The 18,872-nt window shown below is 61.5% G+C and carries 15 protein-coding genes; 4 read left to right on the plus strand and 11 right to left on the minus strand.

All coding sequences use genetic code 11. The features are described 5' to 3' along the window. The first annotated feature begins 218 nt into the window (after positions 1–218). The 4 genes from ATI53_RS10305 (at position 219) to ATI53_RS10320 (ending at position 5,615) form a co-directional block, all read left to right on the plus strand. Positions 219–1,574 carry a ParA family protein gene (locus tag ATI53_RS10305; protein WP_205912148.1) on the plus strand — a complete coding sequence of 452 codons (1,356 nt, stop codon included), beginning with the start codon at positions 219–221 and terminating at the stop codon, positions 1,572–1,574. Then, complete coding sequence (locus ATI53_RS10310; RefSeq protein WP_111550345.1) at positions 1,571–2,593, plus strand: ParB N-terminal domain-containing protein; 1,023 nt, start codon at positions 1,571–1,573, stop codon at positions 2,591–2,593. Before ATI53_RS10305 ends, ATI53_RS10310 begins: the two co-directional genes overlap by 4 nt. A 224-nt stretch (positions 2,594–2,817) precedes the next feature. Continuing rightward, positions 2,818–4,098, plus strand: coding sequence for a plasmid replication protein RepC (gene repC, locus ATI53_RS10315; RefSeq protein ID WP_034452338.1), 1,281 nt, complete (start codon positions 2,818–2,820; stop codon positions 4,096–4,098). A 314-nt stretch (positions 4,099–4,412) separates the two neighbouring features. Further along, positions 4,413–5,615: a CaiB/BaiF CoA transferase family protein gene (locus ATI53_RS10320; RefSeq protein WP_009504368.1), complete on the plus strand. Its 1,203-nt coding sequence runs from the start codon at positions 4,413–4,415 to the stop codon at positions 5,613–5,615. Positions 5,616–5,937: 322 nt separating this feature from the next. Here ATI53_RS10320 and ATI53_RS10325 read toward each other — a convergent pair whose 3' ends face one another. The 11 genes from ATI53_RS10325 to ATI53_RS10375 form a co-directional block, all read right to left on the minus strand. Then, on the minus strand, positions 5,938–6,690 hold the full coding sequence (locus ATI53_RS10325) for an SDR family NAD(P)-dependent oxidoreductase (protein ID WP_089962649.1): 753 nt from the start codon (positions 6,688–6,690) through the stop codon (positions 5,938–5,940). A 92-nt stretch (positions 6,691–6,782) separates the two neighbouring features. Next, positions 6,783–7,946, minus strand: coding sequence for an acyl-CoA dehydrogenase family protein (locus ATI53_RS10330; RefSeq protein WP_009504372.1), 1,164 nt, complete (start codon positions 7,944–7,946; stop codon positions 6,783–6,785). Positions 7,947–7,949: 3 nt separating this feature from the next. After that, positions 7,950–8,744: a citryl-CoA lyase gene (locus ATI53_RS10335; RefSeq protein ID WP_034452341.1), complete on the minus strand. Its 795-nt coding sequence runs from the start codon at positions 8,742–8,744 to the stop codon at positions 7,950–7,952. Beyond that, a complete protein-coding gene (locus ATI53_RS10340) occupies positions 8,744–9,658 on the minus strand; it encodes an SDR family NAD(P)-dependent oxidoreductase (RefSeq protein ID WP_009504375.1) in 915 nt (304 codons plus the stop codon). Before ATI53_RS10340 ends, ATI53_RS10335 begins: the two co-directional genes overlap by 1 nt. Before the next feature lie 15 nt (positions 9,659–9,673). Further along, entirely contained in the window at positions 9,674–10,633 is a 960-nt protein-coding gene (locus ATI53_RS10345) for a hydroxymethylglutaryl-CoA lyase (RefSeq protein ID WP_009504377.1), read from the minus strand. Between the two features lie 4 nt (positions 10,634–10,637). After that, the gene (locus ATI53_RS10350) at positions 10,638–12,644 is read right to left on the minus strand and encodes an acetyl/propionyl/methylcrotonyl-CoA carboxylase subunit alpha (RefSeq protein ID WP_111550346.1); all 2,007 of its coding nucleotides are present in this window, start codon (positions 12,642–12,644) and stop codon (positions 10,638–10,640) included. Between the two features lie 10 nt (positions 12,645–12,654). Further along, positions 12,655–14,262, minus strand: a complete 1,608-nt coding sequence (locus tag ATI53_RS10355; protein WP_009504379.1) for an acyl-CoA carboxylase subunit beta — start codon at positions 14,260–14,262, stop codon at positions 12,655–12,657. Further along, positions 14,259–15,650, minus strand: coding sequence for a phenylacetate--CoA ligase family protein (locus ATI53_RS10360; RefSeq protein ID WP_009504381.1), 1,392 nt, complete (start codon positions 15,648–15,650; stop codon positions 14,259–14,261). The genes ATI53_RS10355 and ATI53_RS10360 overlap by 4 nt, the downstream gene beginning before the upstream one ends. A gap of 26 nt (positions 15,651–15,676) precedes the next feature. After that, positions 15,677–16,837: an acyl-CoA dehydrogenase family protein gene (locus ATI53_RS10365; RefSeq protein WP_009504383.1), complete on the minus strand. Its 1,161-nt coding sequence runs from the start codon at positions 16,835–16,837 to the stop codon at positions 15,677–15,679. 9 nt (positions 16,838–16,846) lie between these two features. Then, positions 16,847–17,626, minus strand: coding sequence for an enoyl-CoA hydratase/isomerase family protein (locus ATI53_RS10370; protein ID WP_111550347.1), 780 nt, complete (start codon positions 17,624–17,626; stop codon positions 16,847–16,849). Further along, positions 17,623–18,804, minus strand: coding sequence for an acyl-CoA dehydrogenase family protein (locus ATI53_RS10375; protein ID WP_111550348.1), 1,182 nt, complete (start codon positions 18,802–18,804; stop codon positions 17,623–17,625). Before ATI53_RS10375 ends, ATI53_RS10370 begins: the two co-directional genes overlap by 4 nt. Positions 18,805–18,872: the final 68 nt, after the last annotated feature.

Raw genomic sequence — 18,872 nt, forward strand, 5'->3', positions numbered from 1 at the left:
CAGCGCAAGCAGGCTAGGCGCGTTGGCTTCCGACAGAGCGGCTGACTGGAACCCCAATCTTGAACGCGTTCAAGATTGGGCCTTTTGGAACAATGGGCCTTCAAAATAGGCGCCTGAGAAGCATAGGCGCGTGGTATCTTTATCTTTCCACCATAACCGTGCTACTATCGAAGCCGAATCGAGTCGAACTCGGACCCAACCGAAGTCAGGGCTTAGCAATGAGCGGTAGTCTAGAACAGTTTTTGACAGATCTGTCACGCGGGCTTGAGCGCACGATGGTGGCGGTGAACAAGGAACTCACCTTGCGTCAGCGCATCAAACGCACATGGTCCATGCGCCAGTGCGCGCGCTTCCTGAACGTGAGTATACAGTACCTTACCAAGTTCGCCAATTCGAGCGATGACTTTCCCGCCGGCGAATATGTTGGAAGAGAGCGAGTCTTCACGCTGTCCGAATTGATGCGGATGCGGGCTCTTCTCGCGGCCTCGGCAAAGCGACCCTACGATTATCTGGCCTGGCGCAAACCCGACGCCCCCTTGCCCGTCATCTCGTTTGCCAGCCAGAAAGGCGGCACCGCCAAGAGCCTGAGCGCCGCGCATTTTGCGCAGTATCTCAGTTTGCACTACGGTATGCGGGTTGGTGTCATGGACGCCGACCCGCAAAGCACCATAACGCTCTATTTTGTCGGGGGAGAGGGTCTTCCTCAGATGCCGGATGAAAACACCGCCTCCATGGTGGACTTTGCCGGACTCTTTCAATCAGAAAACGCGCCATACACCGATCACGATGCGCAAACGCTCGACAGCTTCTTTCTCAAGACCTCCTGGCCGGGGCTGCGCCTGTTGCCAGCGCATGGCGAAACATCCGAGGGTGAGATCCAGATTGCACGGCTTGTCCGCGAAGCGCCTGCGGGAAAGAGCTTTTACCGCTACCTGCGCGATGCAATCGACCGATGGAAGGCAGGCCACCCCCCAAAGACGCTGCCCAATGAGCTGGCGGTCGACGGCAAGGTCGATCAGAATCGGCTGGACTCGGCTCTGACCGAAACCCTGGACGTCATCATCATCGACTATCAGCCAGCGCTTACCCTGTTCCAGTTGAACAACGTGATTGCCTCGTCTTCGCTGGTTATTCCGCAAACCATGAAGGGGTTCGACATCGCGACGTTGTCGACCTTCGTGAGCGGGCTGCTCGGGATGCTTCAGCACATCCTGGCCCATGAAAGAATCGAAATCGGATCCGGTGCCAACATGCTGTTGCCGACGATCGTCCAGCGGTCCAATGCGCAGGATCTCAACCACATCGGAAACCTGCTGGAACATTGCCCCACGGAAATCCTGCCGGTGTTCTACCTGCGCTCCGATGCTATCTCGAATGCGTCCGACGTCTATCAGTCCGTATATGAATACGAGCCGGATACGCCGGGAAAGCGCAAGGGGATCAATCGGTTCATCACGAATGCCGATGCCGTCAACGACGCCATAGTGTCGCGGCTCTGGCCTGGCCTTGAACGTGGCTATGCCAATACATGGATGGACGAATTCTATGAGGATGACGGCGAGGGTGACGCATGAAACGCAGTATTCCAAGGTCGCTGGTCAGCAAGGCAACCAATCCCGACACACCCAAGGAGCACGTGGCCGGTTCCGAAGGCAGGACGGAACCGGGTGATGCGGTTTCGACGCCTTTCAAGGGGGCCGGCAGTGCCTGGAAATCAGGGGCGCTTGCGCAGTCGCAAGCCGCCGTGGAGCGCAGCAGATACGAGCTTTGTTCCGATATCCTTCACGGTCGTCACGAGATCAGCCTGACTCAGGACCAGATCTCTGATCCGATGGGGACCGACCGCCGACAAGACTGGATGTCTCAGGACGCTTTCAGGTCTTTGGTAAGCAGCATTGCCACGAACGGGCAGGACACGCCCATTCTGGTCTGGCCCGAAGATCCGGACTGGACGCCGGATTCGCTGGATCCGACGAATGTCGCCGGCGTTCCATTTGTGATGCTGACGGGGCGTCGCCGACTGGCAGCCGCGTCAGAACTTGGCATTCCCCTTCGTGCGATCCTTGCCCCGCCTGATGCGCGACATGCCGAGAACAGCACGTTCGAGATGTTGTTCCTACGGTTCCGCGAAAATGAGGAACGTGAAAACCTTAGCCCGTTTGAGCGTCTGGTTTCGATTGGCGAAATGTATGAGACGCTGGCGTCTGGCGAAAAAAGGCTGACAGCCGTCGCCTTCGCCAAGAAAATTGGTGTGCATGAAAGCCTGGTCTCACGCGCGCGCGCCGTATTCGCCGCGCAGGAGCAAATCTTGAACGCGTTCAAGAATGTCTACGACATGAGTTTTCGCGATTTGCAGGGGGCGCTGGCGAGCCTGGAGAGCGTGAGCAAACCCAAGGCCAAGCCAAGGGCCAAGCCGCGAAAGCTCACGGTGAAGCGCAAGGTGGGCCACCGAAATCTTTCGGTCACGTCTGTCGATGGGAACTTGTCGATCAAGGTCGCGGGTATGCCGATAGATCAAGAGCGCCTTGAGAAGCTTGGAGATCTGGTCGCGAGCTACTTGAGCAGCGAAACCCCGGACAAGACGACCGGCTGACGACCCTGTTCTCGAAATGGTCATCTGAACGACGAGGCAACGAGTAAAAGGAACGACGCGTGAACTAACGGCAAAAGAAAAGCCCCCAAGCGGTGTGGCCTGAGAGCTGATCTAATGGTTTGGTCGCCTTCAAGATAAGTCTCACAAGGTTCACTGTCAACGAAGAACGCTTCCGAGCGAACGGCATTCTTTTGCCTCCACATAATCGGAGGTGAGATACAGGCATGAAACATACAGGTTGGCGCAAGCCAACGCCGGGTCTTGGGGTTGCTGAGCAGCTTGCCCAGGCCGGCGAACGGGTAGCTGTACCCAAAACACGGGCATTTGTCGCGCTCAAGCGCGTCGGGGCGCATATTGGCCTCAAGGCAGCTGACATGATGCTGCTCGATACGCTGGGGGCATTTACCCAGTCCCAGGACTGGGAGCAGGGGCGGCGCCCGATCGTCTGGGCCTCGAACGCCTATCTGATGGAGCAGACGGGGTTCTCGCTATCGGCGCTCAAACGCCACGCACGGCGTCTCGCGGAAATCGGAGTTATTTCCTTCAGGGATAGCCCCAATGGCAAACGGTGGGGACGCAGGGATGCGAATGGGCGCATCGTCGAGGCGTATGGCTTCGACTTGTCGCCGCTTTCGGCCCGTGTCGAAGAGTTCGAGGAACTACAGGCAGAATTGCAAGCCGAGCGTGAACTGTGCCAGCGCATGAAGCGCCAGATCACCGTGGCACGTCGGATGATCCGCGCCCGCATAGAGGCGGCGCTCAGCGATGCGCTGCGCGGCCCATGGATGCAGTTCACCGGCCTCTTCAAAGAGCTTCTGGATCGGCTTCCGCGACGCCGTGAACCTTCTGCGCGGTTGGAACGGCTGCTGACCAGGTTCAAGGAGCTCCAGGAACGGGTCGAGTCCGTCTATCTACAAGCGATAGGTGCAGAAAACTCTGTGGAAAACTGCGGCGATGACGGCCTTCAAGCGGGTCGGAACGCTCCCGAAATGGACCCCAGGGAGGTCATTTCAGGACCCCACATACAATCTACAATTCAACTTCATCCTGTAACTAGTAACTCGCGGGAAACATCCGAAATCCACGGGCCGGCACCTCACACACCACAAAAAAAGCCGACTGCAGAGAAGCTCGACGTCTCGGATGCGAATGACCGCCAGACGAAGGCAACGCTCGACCTGTCGACAATCATGCAAGCCTGTCCTGAATTTGCGTCCTGGGCGCAGAATATGGGTGGGTTCCTAAAGAGCTGGGGCGATCTGCATCGCGTTGCCGGGCAGCTCAGACCGATGATCGGCATCTCCGATCACACCTGGAACGTCGCGCAGGGCCGGATGGGAAAACAGGTGGCCACAGCGGCTTTCGTGCTTGTTTTCGAGAAGCACAGCACGGGTGAAATTGCTTCTCCAGGCGGATATCTGCGCGGCATGGTGGCAAAAGCCGGGGCAGGGGAGCTGCATCTCGAGCGTAGTTTCTATGGTCGACTCAGCGAGCAGGCAGCGTGATGGGGCAGGGGCGACAGATATCGACGGCATTGCACCGTTTCATCCAGAAGCGGCGTCCGCCGGTGGCAAAACTCCGATACCAAAGGGCTCGCGATCAAGCAGGCCTTACGCGCACACATGTGTTTTTGCGACTGCGGCGATTGAGCGCCCGCGGCGACACCGTTCTAATGGCTTGCGGAACCGTTCTCGCAAGGCGGTCTCGAAGCAGTGTGGGAGCTTGCGCAGGCTTTCGTCGCCGCGCCCTGAGCAGTGGTCCGCCGGACTGCGGTGCGCATTGCCGGCTTGAAGGTGCGATACCGCAAAGGAACAAGAAAATGGACAGCCAGCCGCAGCAACCATCACCGCAACAGCCAGCCGAGGGGGACGGCCCGCTTGCCGGCTACAGGGTGCTTGATCTTTCGGTCAACGTGCTGGGCCCGGTGGCGACGCAGATCCTCGGCGACATGGGCGCCGACATTATCAAGATCGAGTCACCCGACGGCGATTACACACGCCAGGTGGGCCCCGCACGCAACCCGAAGATGGGGGCGCTGTTCCTCAACACAAACCGCAACAAGCGTTCGGTCGTGCTTGACCTCAAGAAGCCCGACGCGCGGGTCGCGCTTCTTGATCTCGCGCGTTCGGCGGATGTGCTGGTGCATTCGATGCGCCCCGGCGCCGCCGAACGGCTGGGCGTCGACTACGACGCAATCAGAGCGGTCAATCCCCGCATCATCCACGCCTCGGCTTCGGGCTTCCGACTGGACAGCGAGCGCCGCGACTGGCCCGCATTCGACGATGTGATCCAGGGCGCCAGCGGTGTCGCCGGGATGATGCACCGGGCCACCGGCGAGCCGCGCTATTTCCCTACGGTGATTGCCGACAAACTATGCGGTTACATCCTGGCATCGTCCATCGCGATGGCCTTCGTCTGGCGCGAGCGTACCGGCCACGGGCAGCAGGTGAACGTGCCAATGATGGATGCGATGGTCAATTTCAACCTGATCGAGAATCTGTGGGGGGCGACGCTTGACCGGCCCGATCTTGGGCTGGGCTACAGCCGGGTGTTCTCACCCCATCGTCGGCCCTATCCGACGCAGGACGGGCACATCTGCGTGATGGCGGCGACGGACAACCAGTGGCTGCGTCTCTTCGATGCCATAGGCCGTCCCGAGCTGCGCGACGACCGGCGATTTGCCACGGCCGAGTGGCGCACCGACCACATTGACGCGCTATACGGGATCCTCGCCGAGGCGATCGCGGGGAATACAACCGCCGCGTGGCGCCGCCAATTCGATGCCGCCGATGTGCCGAACGGGCCGGTCAACAGCTTGGAGGATCTTCTGGTTGATCCCTACCTGGTCCAAACCGGGTATTTCGAGCGCCACGAGCACCCGACAGAGGGCGTCCTCGTGGCGCCGCGGATACCGGTCCAGTTCTCGGACAGCCCCGGGCGGGTGCGCCGTCTGCCACCCCGGCTGGGTGAGCACACGGAAGAGGTGCTTTCCGAAATCCGCCCTCTGCACGGCGGCGCCTGACGGAACCGGACCAGGCCGGCAGCCTCCCGTCTCCCTCCATGCCCTCCGGCTTTTCCAAAGCCGAACGGAGCGCCAAAGCGGAACAGTCGAACCGATCCGGATCTGTCAGCCGAATTGTTGACGCCCCGCCAGATAGAGGACTCATTCCCGCCAGGAGAGGCGGCGGGCCCGCGCCCGGCCAGGGCTGGCGTTCTTTCAACTTGTCTTGCGCCACATCCCCCGCGTCACGCACTTCGCGACCGGAACAGGCGGTGCCCGGTTGGCCAGGATCGGGACATCGCCAACCGGACCGGCTTTCATTGCGTTTCCGGCGCTGCCCCTTTTACTGCGCGGTATAGCCGCCATCGACGACCATTTCGGATCCGGTCATGAAAGACGCCTCGTCGGACGCCAGAAACAACACCGCCCGGGCCACTTCTTCCGGCTCCGCCGGGCGCTGCAAGATCGTTGTTCCAAGTATCTCTTTCTGACCGCTTGGGTCGGCCAGAATGTCTTGGGTCATCGCTGTGCGGATCACGCCAGGATGAACCGAATTCACCCGGATGTTGAACTCGGCGTAATCCACCGCCGTCGCCTTGGTAAACAGCCGGACCGCGCCCTTGGTCGCTTGGTATGCCGCTGACGAGGGCGCGCCGACCAGGCCATAGATGGACGAGATATTGACGATTGCTCCGCCGCCGGCGGCTTTCATGTTCTCCAAAACCGCCTTGGTGCCCAAAAAGACGCCCTTGGTATTGATCGCAAAGATCTTGTCCCAGTCGTCTTCGGTCGTGTCCTGAACGGGCTTCATGACCAGGATACCGGCATTGTTGACCAGCACGTTGATGTTGCCGAATGCCTTGTTCCCTTCTGCAATGGCGTTTTGCCAACTCGCGGCGTCAGACACGTCCAGATGCACCGCCGCGGCGCGGCCTCCCGCGTTCTCGATGTCCTTCGCCACGGCGCTCGCGCCCGCATCGTCAACATCGGCGACGATAACCTGCGCACCTTCCGCGGCAAAGATACGCGCCTCGGCGGACCCCATGCCCTTGGCCGCACCGCTGATCAAAGCCGTCTTTCCCTGAAGTCGTTTCATGACGATCACCCTTTCAGATTGCTGTGACGGCAATTTTACAGGATGCGGCGGCCGTTCCTTTTGACAAGGATCAACTTCTGCCTCGTCATATCTCAGAACGACCGTGGCATACCCAGAATATGCTCGCCGACATAGGACAGGATCAGGTTGGTCGAGATCGGGGCCACCTGATACAGCCGGGCCTCGCGGAACTTGCGCTCGACGTCGTATTCGCGCGCGAAGCCAAAGCCACCATGGGTCTGGAGACAGGCATTGCCCGCTTCCCAACTGGCTTCGGCCGCCAGCAGCTTGGCCATATTCGCCTGCGCTCCGCAATCCTGCCCGGCATCGAAACGCCGACAGGCCTCAAAGCGCATCAGGTTCGCGGCCTCGACATTCACATAGGCCTTGGCGATGGGAAACTGCACGCCCTGATTCTGCCCGATGGGACGGTCAAAAACGACACGCTCGCCGGCATAGGCGCGCGCCTTGTCCACGAACCAATAGCCGTCGCCAATACATTCCGCCGCGATCAGCGTCCGTTCGGCGTTCAGCCCGTCGAGGATATGGTAAAAGCCGCGCCCCTCGGTGCCGATCAGGTTCTCGGCCGGGATTTCGAGATTGTCAAAGAACACCTCGTTCGTTTCGTGTCCGGGCATATTGGCGATGGGGCGGACTTCCATGCCATTTCCGATGGCCTCTTTCAGATCGACCATGAAGATCGACAGACCCTGGGATTTCTTTTTGACATCCTTCAGCGGTGTGGTGCGGGCCAGCAGGATCATCAGGTCGGAATGCTGGATACGGCTGATCCAGACCTTCTGACCGTTGATCTCGTACCGATCGCCCTTTTTGACCGCTGTGGTCTTGAGCTTGGTGGTATCGGTTCCGGTGGTCGGTTCGGTCACGGCCATGGATTGCAGGCGCAACGCGCCGCTGGCGATGCCGGGCAGGTATTGCTGCTTTTGCGCGTCCGAGCCGTGCCGCAAAAGCGTGCCCATGTTGTACATCTGCCCGTGGAAGTGACCGGCATTGGCGCCACAGCGATTCGCCTCTTCCATGATGATAGAGGCTTCGGTCAGACCGAGGCCCGAGCCGCCATATTCCTCGGGGATCATCGCCGCCAGCCAGCCCTCGCGGGTCAGCGCGTCGACGAATTCTTCGGGATAGGCGCCATCCTCGCCGAACCTGCGATGATACTCCGGCGGAAATTGCGCGCAGAGTGCACGAAGCGCGTCGCGCAGATCGTTATGGGTGTCGGGTGCCGAAGTCTGCATCGTTCAAGCCGCTCCCGGGCCGGAGGTTTCGAGGATCTCTTCTTCGGCGCGCTGCCACAATTCGAAGGAGATCGGATTTTCGCTTTCCTCAAGGATGTGACCGACCAGCCCGATGGCGCGTGCCATCACGCCGAAACCGCGCACGATCTTCCAGGGGAAACCGAATTCGCAGCAGATCGCACCGATCGCACCTGTGGCATTGATCGGCAGCATCTTGCCGGACTTTTCCTCGGCGACGGTCTGAATTTTCTGGATCAGTTCGATGTATTCGCCGGATTTTCCATTCTCGGCCGCGATCTGGAACAGACGTGGCGCGCGCGGGTCAACCGGCTTGTGCACCGGATGGCCCAGCCCCGGAACGATGGCCTTTTTGGCGCGGAATTTTTCGACAGTCTCCAGCGCGATGGCGTCCAGATCGGCGCCGGTGCCCAGCTTGTCCTCGGGCAGCGCTTCGTAAAGCATCTTCGACGCGCCTTCCATTGATCCGACAAAGACCGTGCCCAGCCCGCACAGCCCCGCCGCGACGGCCGCCTGCAGCGATTCCGGCGCGCCCATATAGGTCATGCGCGCCGCCAGAGCCGAAGGTGTGATGCCGTGTTCGACCAGGGTGATGATGATGGCGTTGAAGACGCGACTTTCCTCGGGCGTGGCCTTGCGGCCCGTCAACTGAAGAAAGGCAAGATCGCCAAGGTTCATGTGCCCCAGAATTTCGTTGGGCAGGTCGAGACCGCGCACGCAGATCTTGTCGGGGGTGCTCCAGCCGATTTTCGAGCTGATCTTTTCCTTGCGCTTTCCCATCAGACCGGATCCCACGAAAAGACATCCGCTGATACTTCAAGCGGTGTGAATTGCGACTTGAGCGCGGGAATGGCGCGCTCGGCGATTTCATCGGCGGTCCAGCCCTCGCCTGAATGGACAGAGCGCACCGGGCGGGGTTGGTTGAACAGGAATATCTCGTTCTTGCGTACCGCGAAGATCTGCCCCGAGACGTCCGACGCACGGTCGCTCATCAGGAAACAAGCCATCGGCGCGACTTTGGCCGGCGTCATTTCCTTGATCTTCTCGACGCGGGCCTGCTGTTCCGGCGTGTCGGTCTTGATCGACGAGATCATCCGGCTCCAGGCGAAGGGCGCGATGCAATTGGAACGGACGTTCCAGCGCTTGAGGTCAAGCGCCACCGACTTCGAAAATGCGGCGATGCCCAGCTTGGCGGCGGAATAATTCGCTTGCGCGAAATTGCCGATCAGCCCCGAGGTCGAGGTCATGTGCACAAGCGCGCCGCCCTCCTGCTCACGGAAATGGTCGGCGGCGGCGCGGCTGGTGTTGAACGCACCGTAAAGATGCACCTTCACCACCGCGTCGAAATCCTCATAGGTCATCTTGTGGAAGAACCCGTCGCGCAGGATGCCGGCGTTGTTCACCACGGCGTCGATGCGGCCGAATTCCTTGACGCCCGCCTCGATCATCGCGCGCGCGGCGTCGGGATCGGTTACGTTGCCGCCATTGGCAACCGCATCGCCGCCAGCGGCCTTGATTTCATCGACTACCTTTTGCGCCGCGGTTTCGGTTTGCCCGGTGCCTTTCAGCGACGCGCCCAGATCGTTGACCACCACGGCGGCGCCTTCGGACGCGGCCATCAGCGCAATATCGCGCCCGATCCCGCCGCCCGCGCCAGTGACCAGAACCACTTTTCCATCAAGTGCCTTCGCCATTTTCGTCGTTCCCCCTCAGCTTGCCTTGCGGTACTTGTCGAGCCCGCCAGTATGCATGACGCGGCCCATAAGCGGCGCGTCGATAATCTCTTCCGCCTTGACCGCGGCTGCGATCAGCTTGTCCAGGTCGATGCCGGTTTCGATGCCAAGTTCATGGCACAGGAAAACCGCATCCTCCGTGCAGACATTGCCGGCGGCGCGCGCGTGGCCGTGGCCCGCGAAAGGACAGCCGCCAAGGCCCGCGACCGAGCTTTCGAACATGTCCACACCCATCGACAGGGCGGCATAGACATTGGCGATGCCAAGCCCGCGCGTGTCGTGAATGTGCATGCCGATGCGCGCATCCGGCGCCATCTCGCGCAGCGCACCGATCATCCGCTTGACCGCCTCCGGATTGCCCCAGCCCATGGTATCGGCGACCACCAGGATCGGCACCGGAATCTGCTCTTCGTCGCAAAGTTGCAGGATAAAGCGGAAATCGTCCAGTATGCGCTCCTGCGGCATGGGGCCTTCGAAGTTGCAGCCAAACGCCGTCATCACATAAGCCGCATCGACAGTGTAGCCTTCTTCCTTGTAAAGACGGACCCAGTCGCGTTGTTTCTCGCGCATTTCGGCAGAGGAGCAATTATTGTTCGACTGCGCAAAGGCTTCGGACGGGTAGAACAACAGGCGCGGGTCGATATCGACCTCATGTGCGGTCAGGGCCTTGCGAAACCCCTTGTCGTTCAGCCACAGCGACGTGTAGTTCACGCCGGGCTTGCGCTTGATACGCTGGAACAACTCGCCGGTATCGGCCATTTGCGGCACATATTTGGGGCTGACGAAACTGCCCACCTGAATGCGTTTCAGACCGGTCTCGCTGAGCATGTCGATCAGCTCGATCCGATCCTCGATCGGATAGATCTTCTTTTCAATCTGAAAGCCCTCGCGCGGGCCTTCTTCACGGAATTCGACGAATTTGGGAAAGTCGCTCATCTCATCACTCCTCGGGTGCTAGGATCTCGGCGATGACCTGGCCGCGATCGACCATGTCCCCATTCGAGACGGATATGTTGCTGGCGATCCCGGCTGCGGCAGCGCGGATCGAGATCTCAAGTTTCATGGATTCCATGATCGCAATCACGTCGCCCTCGGCCACGGTCTGACCCTCGGCCACCTTGATCTCGACGATCATCCCGGTCAGCGGAGAGGCCACCGCACGATCCGCCGCCACATCTCCCCCCGCAAAGTCCAGAGGTGCGGCAGGGCGGAAGACCAGACGCCCTTCGGGCGTGTCCATCTCGATCACCCCCGCGTGCAGCCGCGCGTTGATGTGGTGGACCGTGTCGCCCTCGCTCAGGCGCCACCGGCCCGGCTTGATTTCGCGGGCGGTCAATGTCGCCGCATCGCCGGTTTCCGACAGAACGGTGTAGCGGTCCTTGTGCTTGACCGGCCCGACGCGCAACTCTTCGGAGGCTCCGCCGGAATCGGTCAGTGTCACACGCTGTCCGGCTTCGATCGCATCGCCACCCAGGCCAAGCCGCCAGCCGGTGAAGCTGTCGCGATTGGTCCAGGGGTCGGCACATAAATCACGACGCGACGTGGCTACGAACAGAACGGCGGCGGCGGCCTTCCACAGCTCGGGGCGGGCCAGAGACCCTGCCTGTGTCAGCTCGTCGAGCCTGCCGTCGATCCAGCGGGTATGAACCTGCATCTGTTCGAATTCAGGGTCACGCGCCAACGCCGTCAGAAAGGCACGGTTGGTTTGCACGCCCTCGACCGCGACGTGGTCCAAGGCTGTCGCCAGCCGCGCCAATGCGGTTTCCCGGTCCGGCGCGTGGACGATCAGCTTGGCGATCATGGGATCGTAGAAGGGTGTGACCGCGTCGCCTTCTTCGACACCGCTGTCGATGCGCAAACCATCCGGCAGGCTGAGCGTAGTCAGCGTACCCGTTGACGGCGCGAATTGCATCGCCGGGTCTTCGGCGTAAAGCCGCGCCTCGACCGCGTGGCCGCTGATCGCCAGATCGTCCTGCACCAGGCCAAGGCCCGCGCCTTCGGCAATGCGCAGGTGCAGCGCGACAAGGTCCAGCCCGGTGATCGCCTCGGTGACGGGGTGTTCGACCTGAATGCGCGGGTTCACCTCAAGAAAAAAATACTCCTCGCCGGCAACCAGAAACTCCACCGTGCCGAGGCCGCGATAGTCCAGCGTTTCGCCCAGGCGCACCGCGTCATGCGCGATATCGTCCAGAAGCGTGCGGGGCAGGCCCCAGGCGGGCGCCTCTTCGATGACCTTCTGGTGACGCCGCTGAAGCGTGCAGTCGCGTTCGAACAGGTGCACCACATGCCCCTTGCCGTCGCCAGCGATCTGCACCTCGACATGGCGCGCCTCGGGCAGGAATCTTTCCAGAAGCAATCCTTCGGAGCCGAAGGTGGATTTTGCTTCGCGCAGCGCGCCCTCGATGTCCTCAACCAGGGTGGCCTCGTCGGTCACCAGGCGCTGTCCGCGCCCGCCGCCGCCACCGACCGCCTTGAGAAGGACCGGCAGGCCCATTTCCCGGACCTCCGCTGCGATCTGCCGGGGGTCCGACCGCGCGCCCTCGGCGCCCGAGATCACCGGCACACCGGCGGCCACGGCGGCCTCTTTGGCGCTTGCCTTGTCGCCGAAGCGTTCGAGCGTTTGCGGCGTAGGCCCCATGAAGATCATGCCGGCGGCCTCGACCGCACGGGCGAAATCGGGGTTCTCGGCCAGAAAACCGTAGCCGGGGTGGATCGCATCCGCGCCGACCGACTGCGCGGCGGCAATCACCGCGTCGATCTTCAGATAGCTTTCGGATGCCGGGCCTGCTCCGACGCAGACGGAGTGCCCGATTTCGCGGACATGCAGGGCGTTGGCGTCGGCCTCGGAATGCACGCCGACAGGGGTGATACCGCTGGCCCGCGCGGTGCGCGCGATCCGGCAGGCAATTTCGCCGCGGTTGGCGATGAGAAGCGTTTTGATTTTCATGACTCGCGCCTCACATTCTGAACACGCCGAAATTGGTTTCGACCTTTGGCCTGCGCGAAGTTACGTCCAGCATGAGCGCCATGACATCGCGGGTTTCGCAAGGCTCGATCACGCTGTCGATCCAGAGGTTCGAGGCGAAATTATACGCGCCTTGAAAATCCTCGTATTCCTTGCGGATCGGGGCCTTGAAGGCTTCCTCCTCCTCGGGCGTCCAGCTCTTGCCCTCGCGCGCGTTGATCTGAGCGCGCACCTGCGCCAGCACGCTGGCGGCCTGCTCTGGCCCCATGATGGCAGAGCGGCCCGTAGGCCAGGCGAACGTTGCATCCGGCTGGAACGGGCGGCCCAGCATGGCCAGGTATCCCGCGCCGTAGGAGCCGCCGGTGATGATGGTGAACTTTGGCACCCGGGCCGAAGACATGGCCGTGATCATCTTGGCCCCGGCCTTGGCGATGCCCATCTGCTCGACCTCGCGGCCCACCATGAAGCCGTTCACATCCGCGAGGAACAGCAGTGGAATGTCGCGCTGGACGCAGAGATTGATGAAATGTGTGGCCTTCAGCGCGGCCTCGACGAACAGCACGCCGGTGTTGGCAAGGATGCCGACCTCGTGGCCGTGGATGCGGCCCCAGCCGGTCATGATGGTATCGCCGTAAAGCGGCTTGAATTCGTGGAAGTCGCTGCCGTCCACCAGCCGCGCGACGATCTCGCGGTTGTCGGTCGGCACCTTGGTGTCGCGGCTGACAATGCCGTAGATCTCCTCGACCGGATAGGCTGGCGCGCGCGGCGGTTCGGGGGTCTTGCGGGGCAGGGGCTTTTCGCCCAGATGGCTGACGATTTCGCGCGTGATCGCCAGTGCATGCGCGTCATCCTCGGCCAGGTGATCTGTCACCCCCGAAACGGAAGAATGCATCTTGCCGCCGCCCAGTTCTTCGGCTTCGACTTTTTCGCCGGTCGCCGCGAAGGTCAGCTCTGGCCCGCCAAGATACATGAAGCCCTGGCCGCGCACGATCACCACCTCGTCGCAAAGCGCGGGGATATAGGCACCACCCGCAGTGCACGGGCCCATGACCACGGCGATCTGCGGAACGCCGTCGCCCGACATGCCGATCTGCTGGTGAAAGATCGAACCGAACTGACCCTCATCGGGGAAAATGTTCTCTTGATCCGGCAGGAACGCGCCGCCGGAATCGACCAGCGTGATTACGGGCAAGCGGTTCTTCCAGGCGACTTTCTGGGCGCGGACATGCTTGCGCGAGGTCATGCCGAAATAGGTGCCACCCTTCACGGTGGCGTCATTGGCGATGATCATGCACTGACGGCCCTCGATCACGCCGATGCCGGTGATGATCCCTGCGCCCGGCGGCACGCCGTCATATTTGTTCAGCCCGGCAAGTTCACCGAGTTCCAGAAAGGGCGTGCCCGGGTCGATCAGACGCTCGATACGCTCACGCGGCAGGATCTTGCCTTTGGACAAGTGTCTGTCCCGCGCCTTTTCGGGACCACCGACACGTTGTTGCAGGCGAAGCGCATGCAGCTCGACGATCTTTTCGCGATACCGCGCGTCGTTTTCCCGGAAGTCGTCGGACCCGGTGTCGAGAAGGGATTTCATTTTTGTCATGGCAGGTCGGGGTATTCTCTCAGAACGAAGGCGACCTTGGCGGCGCCGGGTTTTTCGAACGTGTCGGGCGCGATCAGACGAACGTCGGCCTTGAAGACAAGAGCGTCGCGCAGACGCTGTTCGATTTTCTTCTTGAGGGCGTCGTCATCCGCCGGATCGCGGTCGGGACCGCGTTCGACGATCACCTTCAGCGCGCCCTGCGTGGTATGGCCTGCGAAATCGGCCACGATGCGCATGACGCCGTTGGTGTCCGGCACCATCTCGGTCACCACGCTGTTGATGGCCGAGGGGAACACATTGGCGCCGCGCACGATCAGCATGTCATCGGTCCGGCCGGTGCAGCGGATCTTCGGGCCGGTGCGCCCGCAGGTGCATTCGGTGTCGATGACCTCGATATAGTCGCCCGACCGGAAGCGCACGACCGGGCTGGCCTGCCGCCCGATCGCCGTATAGATCATCTCGCCCTCGGCACCTTTTTCCCAGGGAATGATCCTGCCGCTTTCGGGGTCGAGCAGTTCGGTGATGATGTAGTCCATGTTGACCATATGCATCCCCGACTGTGCATCGCATTCGGCCCAGTAGGTCACGCCCAGATCGGTGCCGCCCAGCATTTCGCAGCATTTCGCACCCCAGGCCGCTTCGATCTTGGCGCGAATTGCCGGGATGCCGCCACCGGGTTCGCCACCAACGACAATTTGCTCGACGCCCAGCTCGGTGGCTTTGCATCCAAGCACCTCCGGCGCCTTATCCGCAAGGTGCAGAACGAAATTCGGGGCGCCCACGATGCAGCGCGGCCGCGTGTCGGCGCAGGCGCGCAGCAGCCGTTCCGCGCCACCGTCGGCGCCCACCGGCACGTCAATTGCGCCCATATACTGCAAACCCTGCATCACCGGGATGCCGCCGACAAAGCCTTTGGCCAGCGAAAACGCATGCAGCGCCATGTCGCCGGGACGCACGCCATTGGCGAAGAAACAGCGCGCCGTCATCTCGTGCCACATTTCGGTATCGGCTTCGGTCAGCGCCACATAGGACGGGTTGCCGGTTGTGCCGGATGAGGCCTGCATCTGGATGATGTCGGCCATCGGCGCGGCCCGGTGCTTGCCGAAGGGCGGTTCCGCGGCAAGGCTTTCGCGGATTTCGGTCTTGTAGGTAAACGGCAGCTTCTGCAGGTCTTCGATGGTGCGGATATCGTCGAAATCGACACCCGCCTCCGCGAACCTTTCCTGATAGAAGGTCGAGTTCGCCTTGAGATAGGCCATCTGCTCGCGCAGCCGCTCTTCCTGAATGCGGCGCACTTCGTCGAGCGGCGTGCCCTCGATCTCGTGCCAGAAGCGATCGTTCACCTTGTCGGCGGCGTCCTGCCGCCGGAAGCGCATTCCAAATTGCATGTCGTCCTCCCTTACAGGCCGCGCGATCAGTAGGATCGCGGCAGGCCCATGACCTTTTCGCCGATAAAGCTGAGGCACAGCTCGCGGTTCACGGGTGCTGTGCGCAGCAGGCGTACCAGCGGATACATTTCGTAAAGCCCCGTATCTTCGGTAAAGCCCGACCCGCCATGGGCCTGAAGCGCGGCATCCACGGCCTCGATTCCGGCTTCGGCGGCGGCGTATTTGGCCATGTTCGAAGACGCACCCGCAGGCAGCTTGTTGTCGAATTCCCATGCGGCGCGGCGGGTCATCAGGCTGGCCATCTCGACCGCTGTATGCGCCCTGGCCATCGGGTGCTGCACACCCTGATGCGCCCCGATGGGCTGGCCGAACACATTGCGCTCGGAGGCATAGGCCACGCCCTTGTTCAGGGCGAACCGGCCGATGCCGCAGCACAACGCGGCAAGGATAATCCGCTCGGGGTTGAGGCTGTCGAACAGGATCGAGAACCCTTCGTCCACCTCGCCGACCACATCCTCGGGGCCGAGATCCACCTCGTCGAAGAAAAGCGTCCATTGTTCCTCGGGCAAGGGGATCGAGATTTTCACCCGCTGCTTTTCCACGCCCTTTTTCTTCAGATCCACGGCAAAAAGGGTAAAACCGTCGGTCTTGCGGCTGACTTCGGTGTGCGGCTTGGTCCGCGCCACGACCAGACAGTAGTCCGATACCTCGGCGCCGGTGATAAAGGTCTTTTCCCCCGACAGGCTGAACCGGTTGCCCCGGCGTTTGGCCAGCGTGGTGGCCTTCATCGTGTTGGATCCGGCCCCCGGTTCGGTGATCGCGAAACAGAACTGGATATCGCCCCGGCAGGCAGCCGGAAGAAGCTCTTTCTTGTGGAACTCGGACCCGTGGCTGGCGATGTGGGCCAGCGACATGGTCGGGCCGACCACCATCATCAGCAGCGGAATGCCGTGATTTGCGGTGCCCTCCATGAACAGGGCCATTTCGGTCATGCCAAGGCCGGCGCCGCCGTATTCCTCGGGCACCATGATCCCCAGAAAACCGTCATCGGCAATCTGTTTGAACATATCGTGCGGGAACTCATGCTTGCGAGCGTGTTCGAGCCAATACGCATTGTCATATTTCTGCGCCAGCTGGCCGCCATATTCGTAAATCTGGCGTTGTTCGTCGTTCAAAGTGAAATCCATGGTGTCTTCTCAGCCTTTGAAAGCGGGGTCGCGGCGGTTTTCGAAAGCATCAAGGCCTTCGGCGACGTCGTCGCTGGGCAGCGCGCGCACCGCGGCGTCGCGCTCAAGCCGCATTTTCTGGTCGATGCCCAGGTCCGCACCTTCCCGTGCCAGACGTTTCATCTCGGCGATACCGGGGCGCGAACGGGTGGCGATCTTTTGACAATACTCAAGCGCGGTCTGATGCAGCTCCGCATCGGGCACCACATAGTTCACCAGACCGGCCGCTTTCGCCTCGTCCGCCTTGAGCCAGCGGGCCGAGAACATCAGATCAAGCGCCCGGCGCTGGCCCATCAGCCGCGTCAGCCGTTGCGACCCGCCCCAGCCGGGAATCAGGCCGAATTGCGCGTGCTGATCGCCGAATTGCGCGGTTTCGGCCCCGAAGCACACATCGCAAGCCAACATCAGTTCGATCCCACCGGCCAGACACAAACCCTGCACCGCCACTACGACAGGGAGGGAGGAGGTTTCGAGCGCGCGCAGGTTGTTCATTCCAAAAGCGATGAAATGGTCCAGCGCGGCGGGATCGTTCAGTTTACCTTTCACCTCGGCCAGATCGGCGCCGGTGCAGAAGTGCTTGCCTTGCGCCCGGATCAGGATCGACCGGATGTCCCGGTCGGCCTCGAACCCGGCGCGCGCGGCAGCGATGTGCTCATGCACTTGCAGTGAAAGGCAATTAAATTTCTCGGGGCGCGCCAGCTCGATAATGCCGACGCTGCCTTCGGTACTTACGGCGACCGGGTCACTCATTTCGCGGCTCCCTTCGCCTTCTTGTCGTATTGAAGCGCCATCCGCCCGACCTTTTCGCGGGCGATCACCAGCTTCTGGATCTGCGCGGTGCCGTCGCCGATCTGAAGGCCGAGAACGTCGTTGTAACGCTGGTGATGCGGCAGGTCGGTGGTATAGCCGTAATGCCCGTGCAGGATCAGACACTGGTGCAGGATCTCGCAGGCGGTTTTGGGCAGGTACCATTTGCACATCGCCGCCTCGGAGGTGTGGGGCAGGCCACGGTCGCGCAGATCCAGCGTATAGTAGCAAAGCTGGCGCATCATGGTCAGTTGGGTTTCGGCCTCGGCCAGCGGAAAGCTGACGCCCTGGTACTGCACGATGGGCGCGCCGAACGCCTCGCGTTCCTGGACATAGGCCCAGGTTTCATCCACCGACGCCTGCGCCGCGCCGAGGCATTCCAGCCCGATCAGCGCGCGAGAATAGTCAAAGCCTGCCATGATCGTGCCAAAGGCGCGGTCCTGTTCAGCCATCATGTTTTCGGCCGGCACAAACACGTCGTCAAAGAACACCGATCCACGCCCGACAGGCTTGGTGCCGATGTCGTCGAAATGGGTGCGCTTGATGCCGTCCTGATTGAGATCGACAAAAAAGGCGCTGACTCCGCGCGACCCGCCGTCAGGGTCGCCGGTGCGGGCGAAAACCACCGCCGCATCGGCCTGACTGGCAAAGCTCATCGAAGTTTTCTCACCATTCAGCCGCCAGCCGTTGCCGGATTTTTCGGCCTTCAGGATCAGGTTCGCCGCATCCGATCCGCCGCGCGGCTCGGTCAGACCCAGGCCAATGACGGCGTCCCCCGAAACGACCTTGGGCACCCATTCCGACGCGATGTCCTTGGAGGCGTGCTTGGCGACCATGCCGCCCATGAGCGAGCCCAGAAGCTGCACATAGCTTGCGTTGAAATCGGCATAGGCGATCTCTTCGACGATCAGCCCCGAGGTGACAGACGTTTCGCCAAGCCCGCCGAATTCCTCGGGCAGATCGGCGCCGATCAGACCCAGTGCGCCCATCTCTTTGATCAGCGCCCGATCAAAGGTGTGTCCGCTGGCGCGTTCCAGATAGCTGGGCGCCAGCTTCTCCGTTGCGAATCGCTTCGCGGTTTCGCGAAACGCTTTTTGATCTTCTGATGGCTGGAATTGCATCGGTGCCACTCCCCATGACCGAAATTATGTTCTTCCCAAAAATCTAACAAATGTTAGAATACAGATCA

It is taken from the genome of Salipiger aestuarii, assembly GCF_003259905.1.
Lineage (GTDB): Bacteria > Pseudomonadota > Alphaproteobacteria > Rhodobacterales > Rhodobacteraceae > Salipiger > Salipiger aestuarii.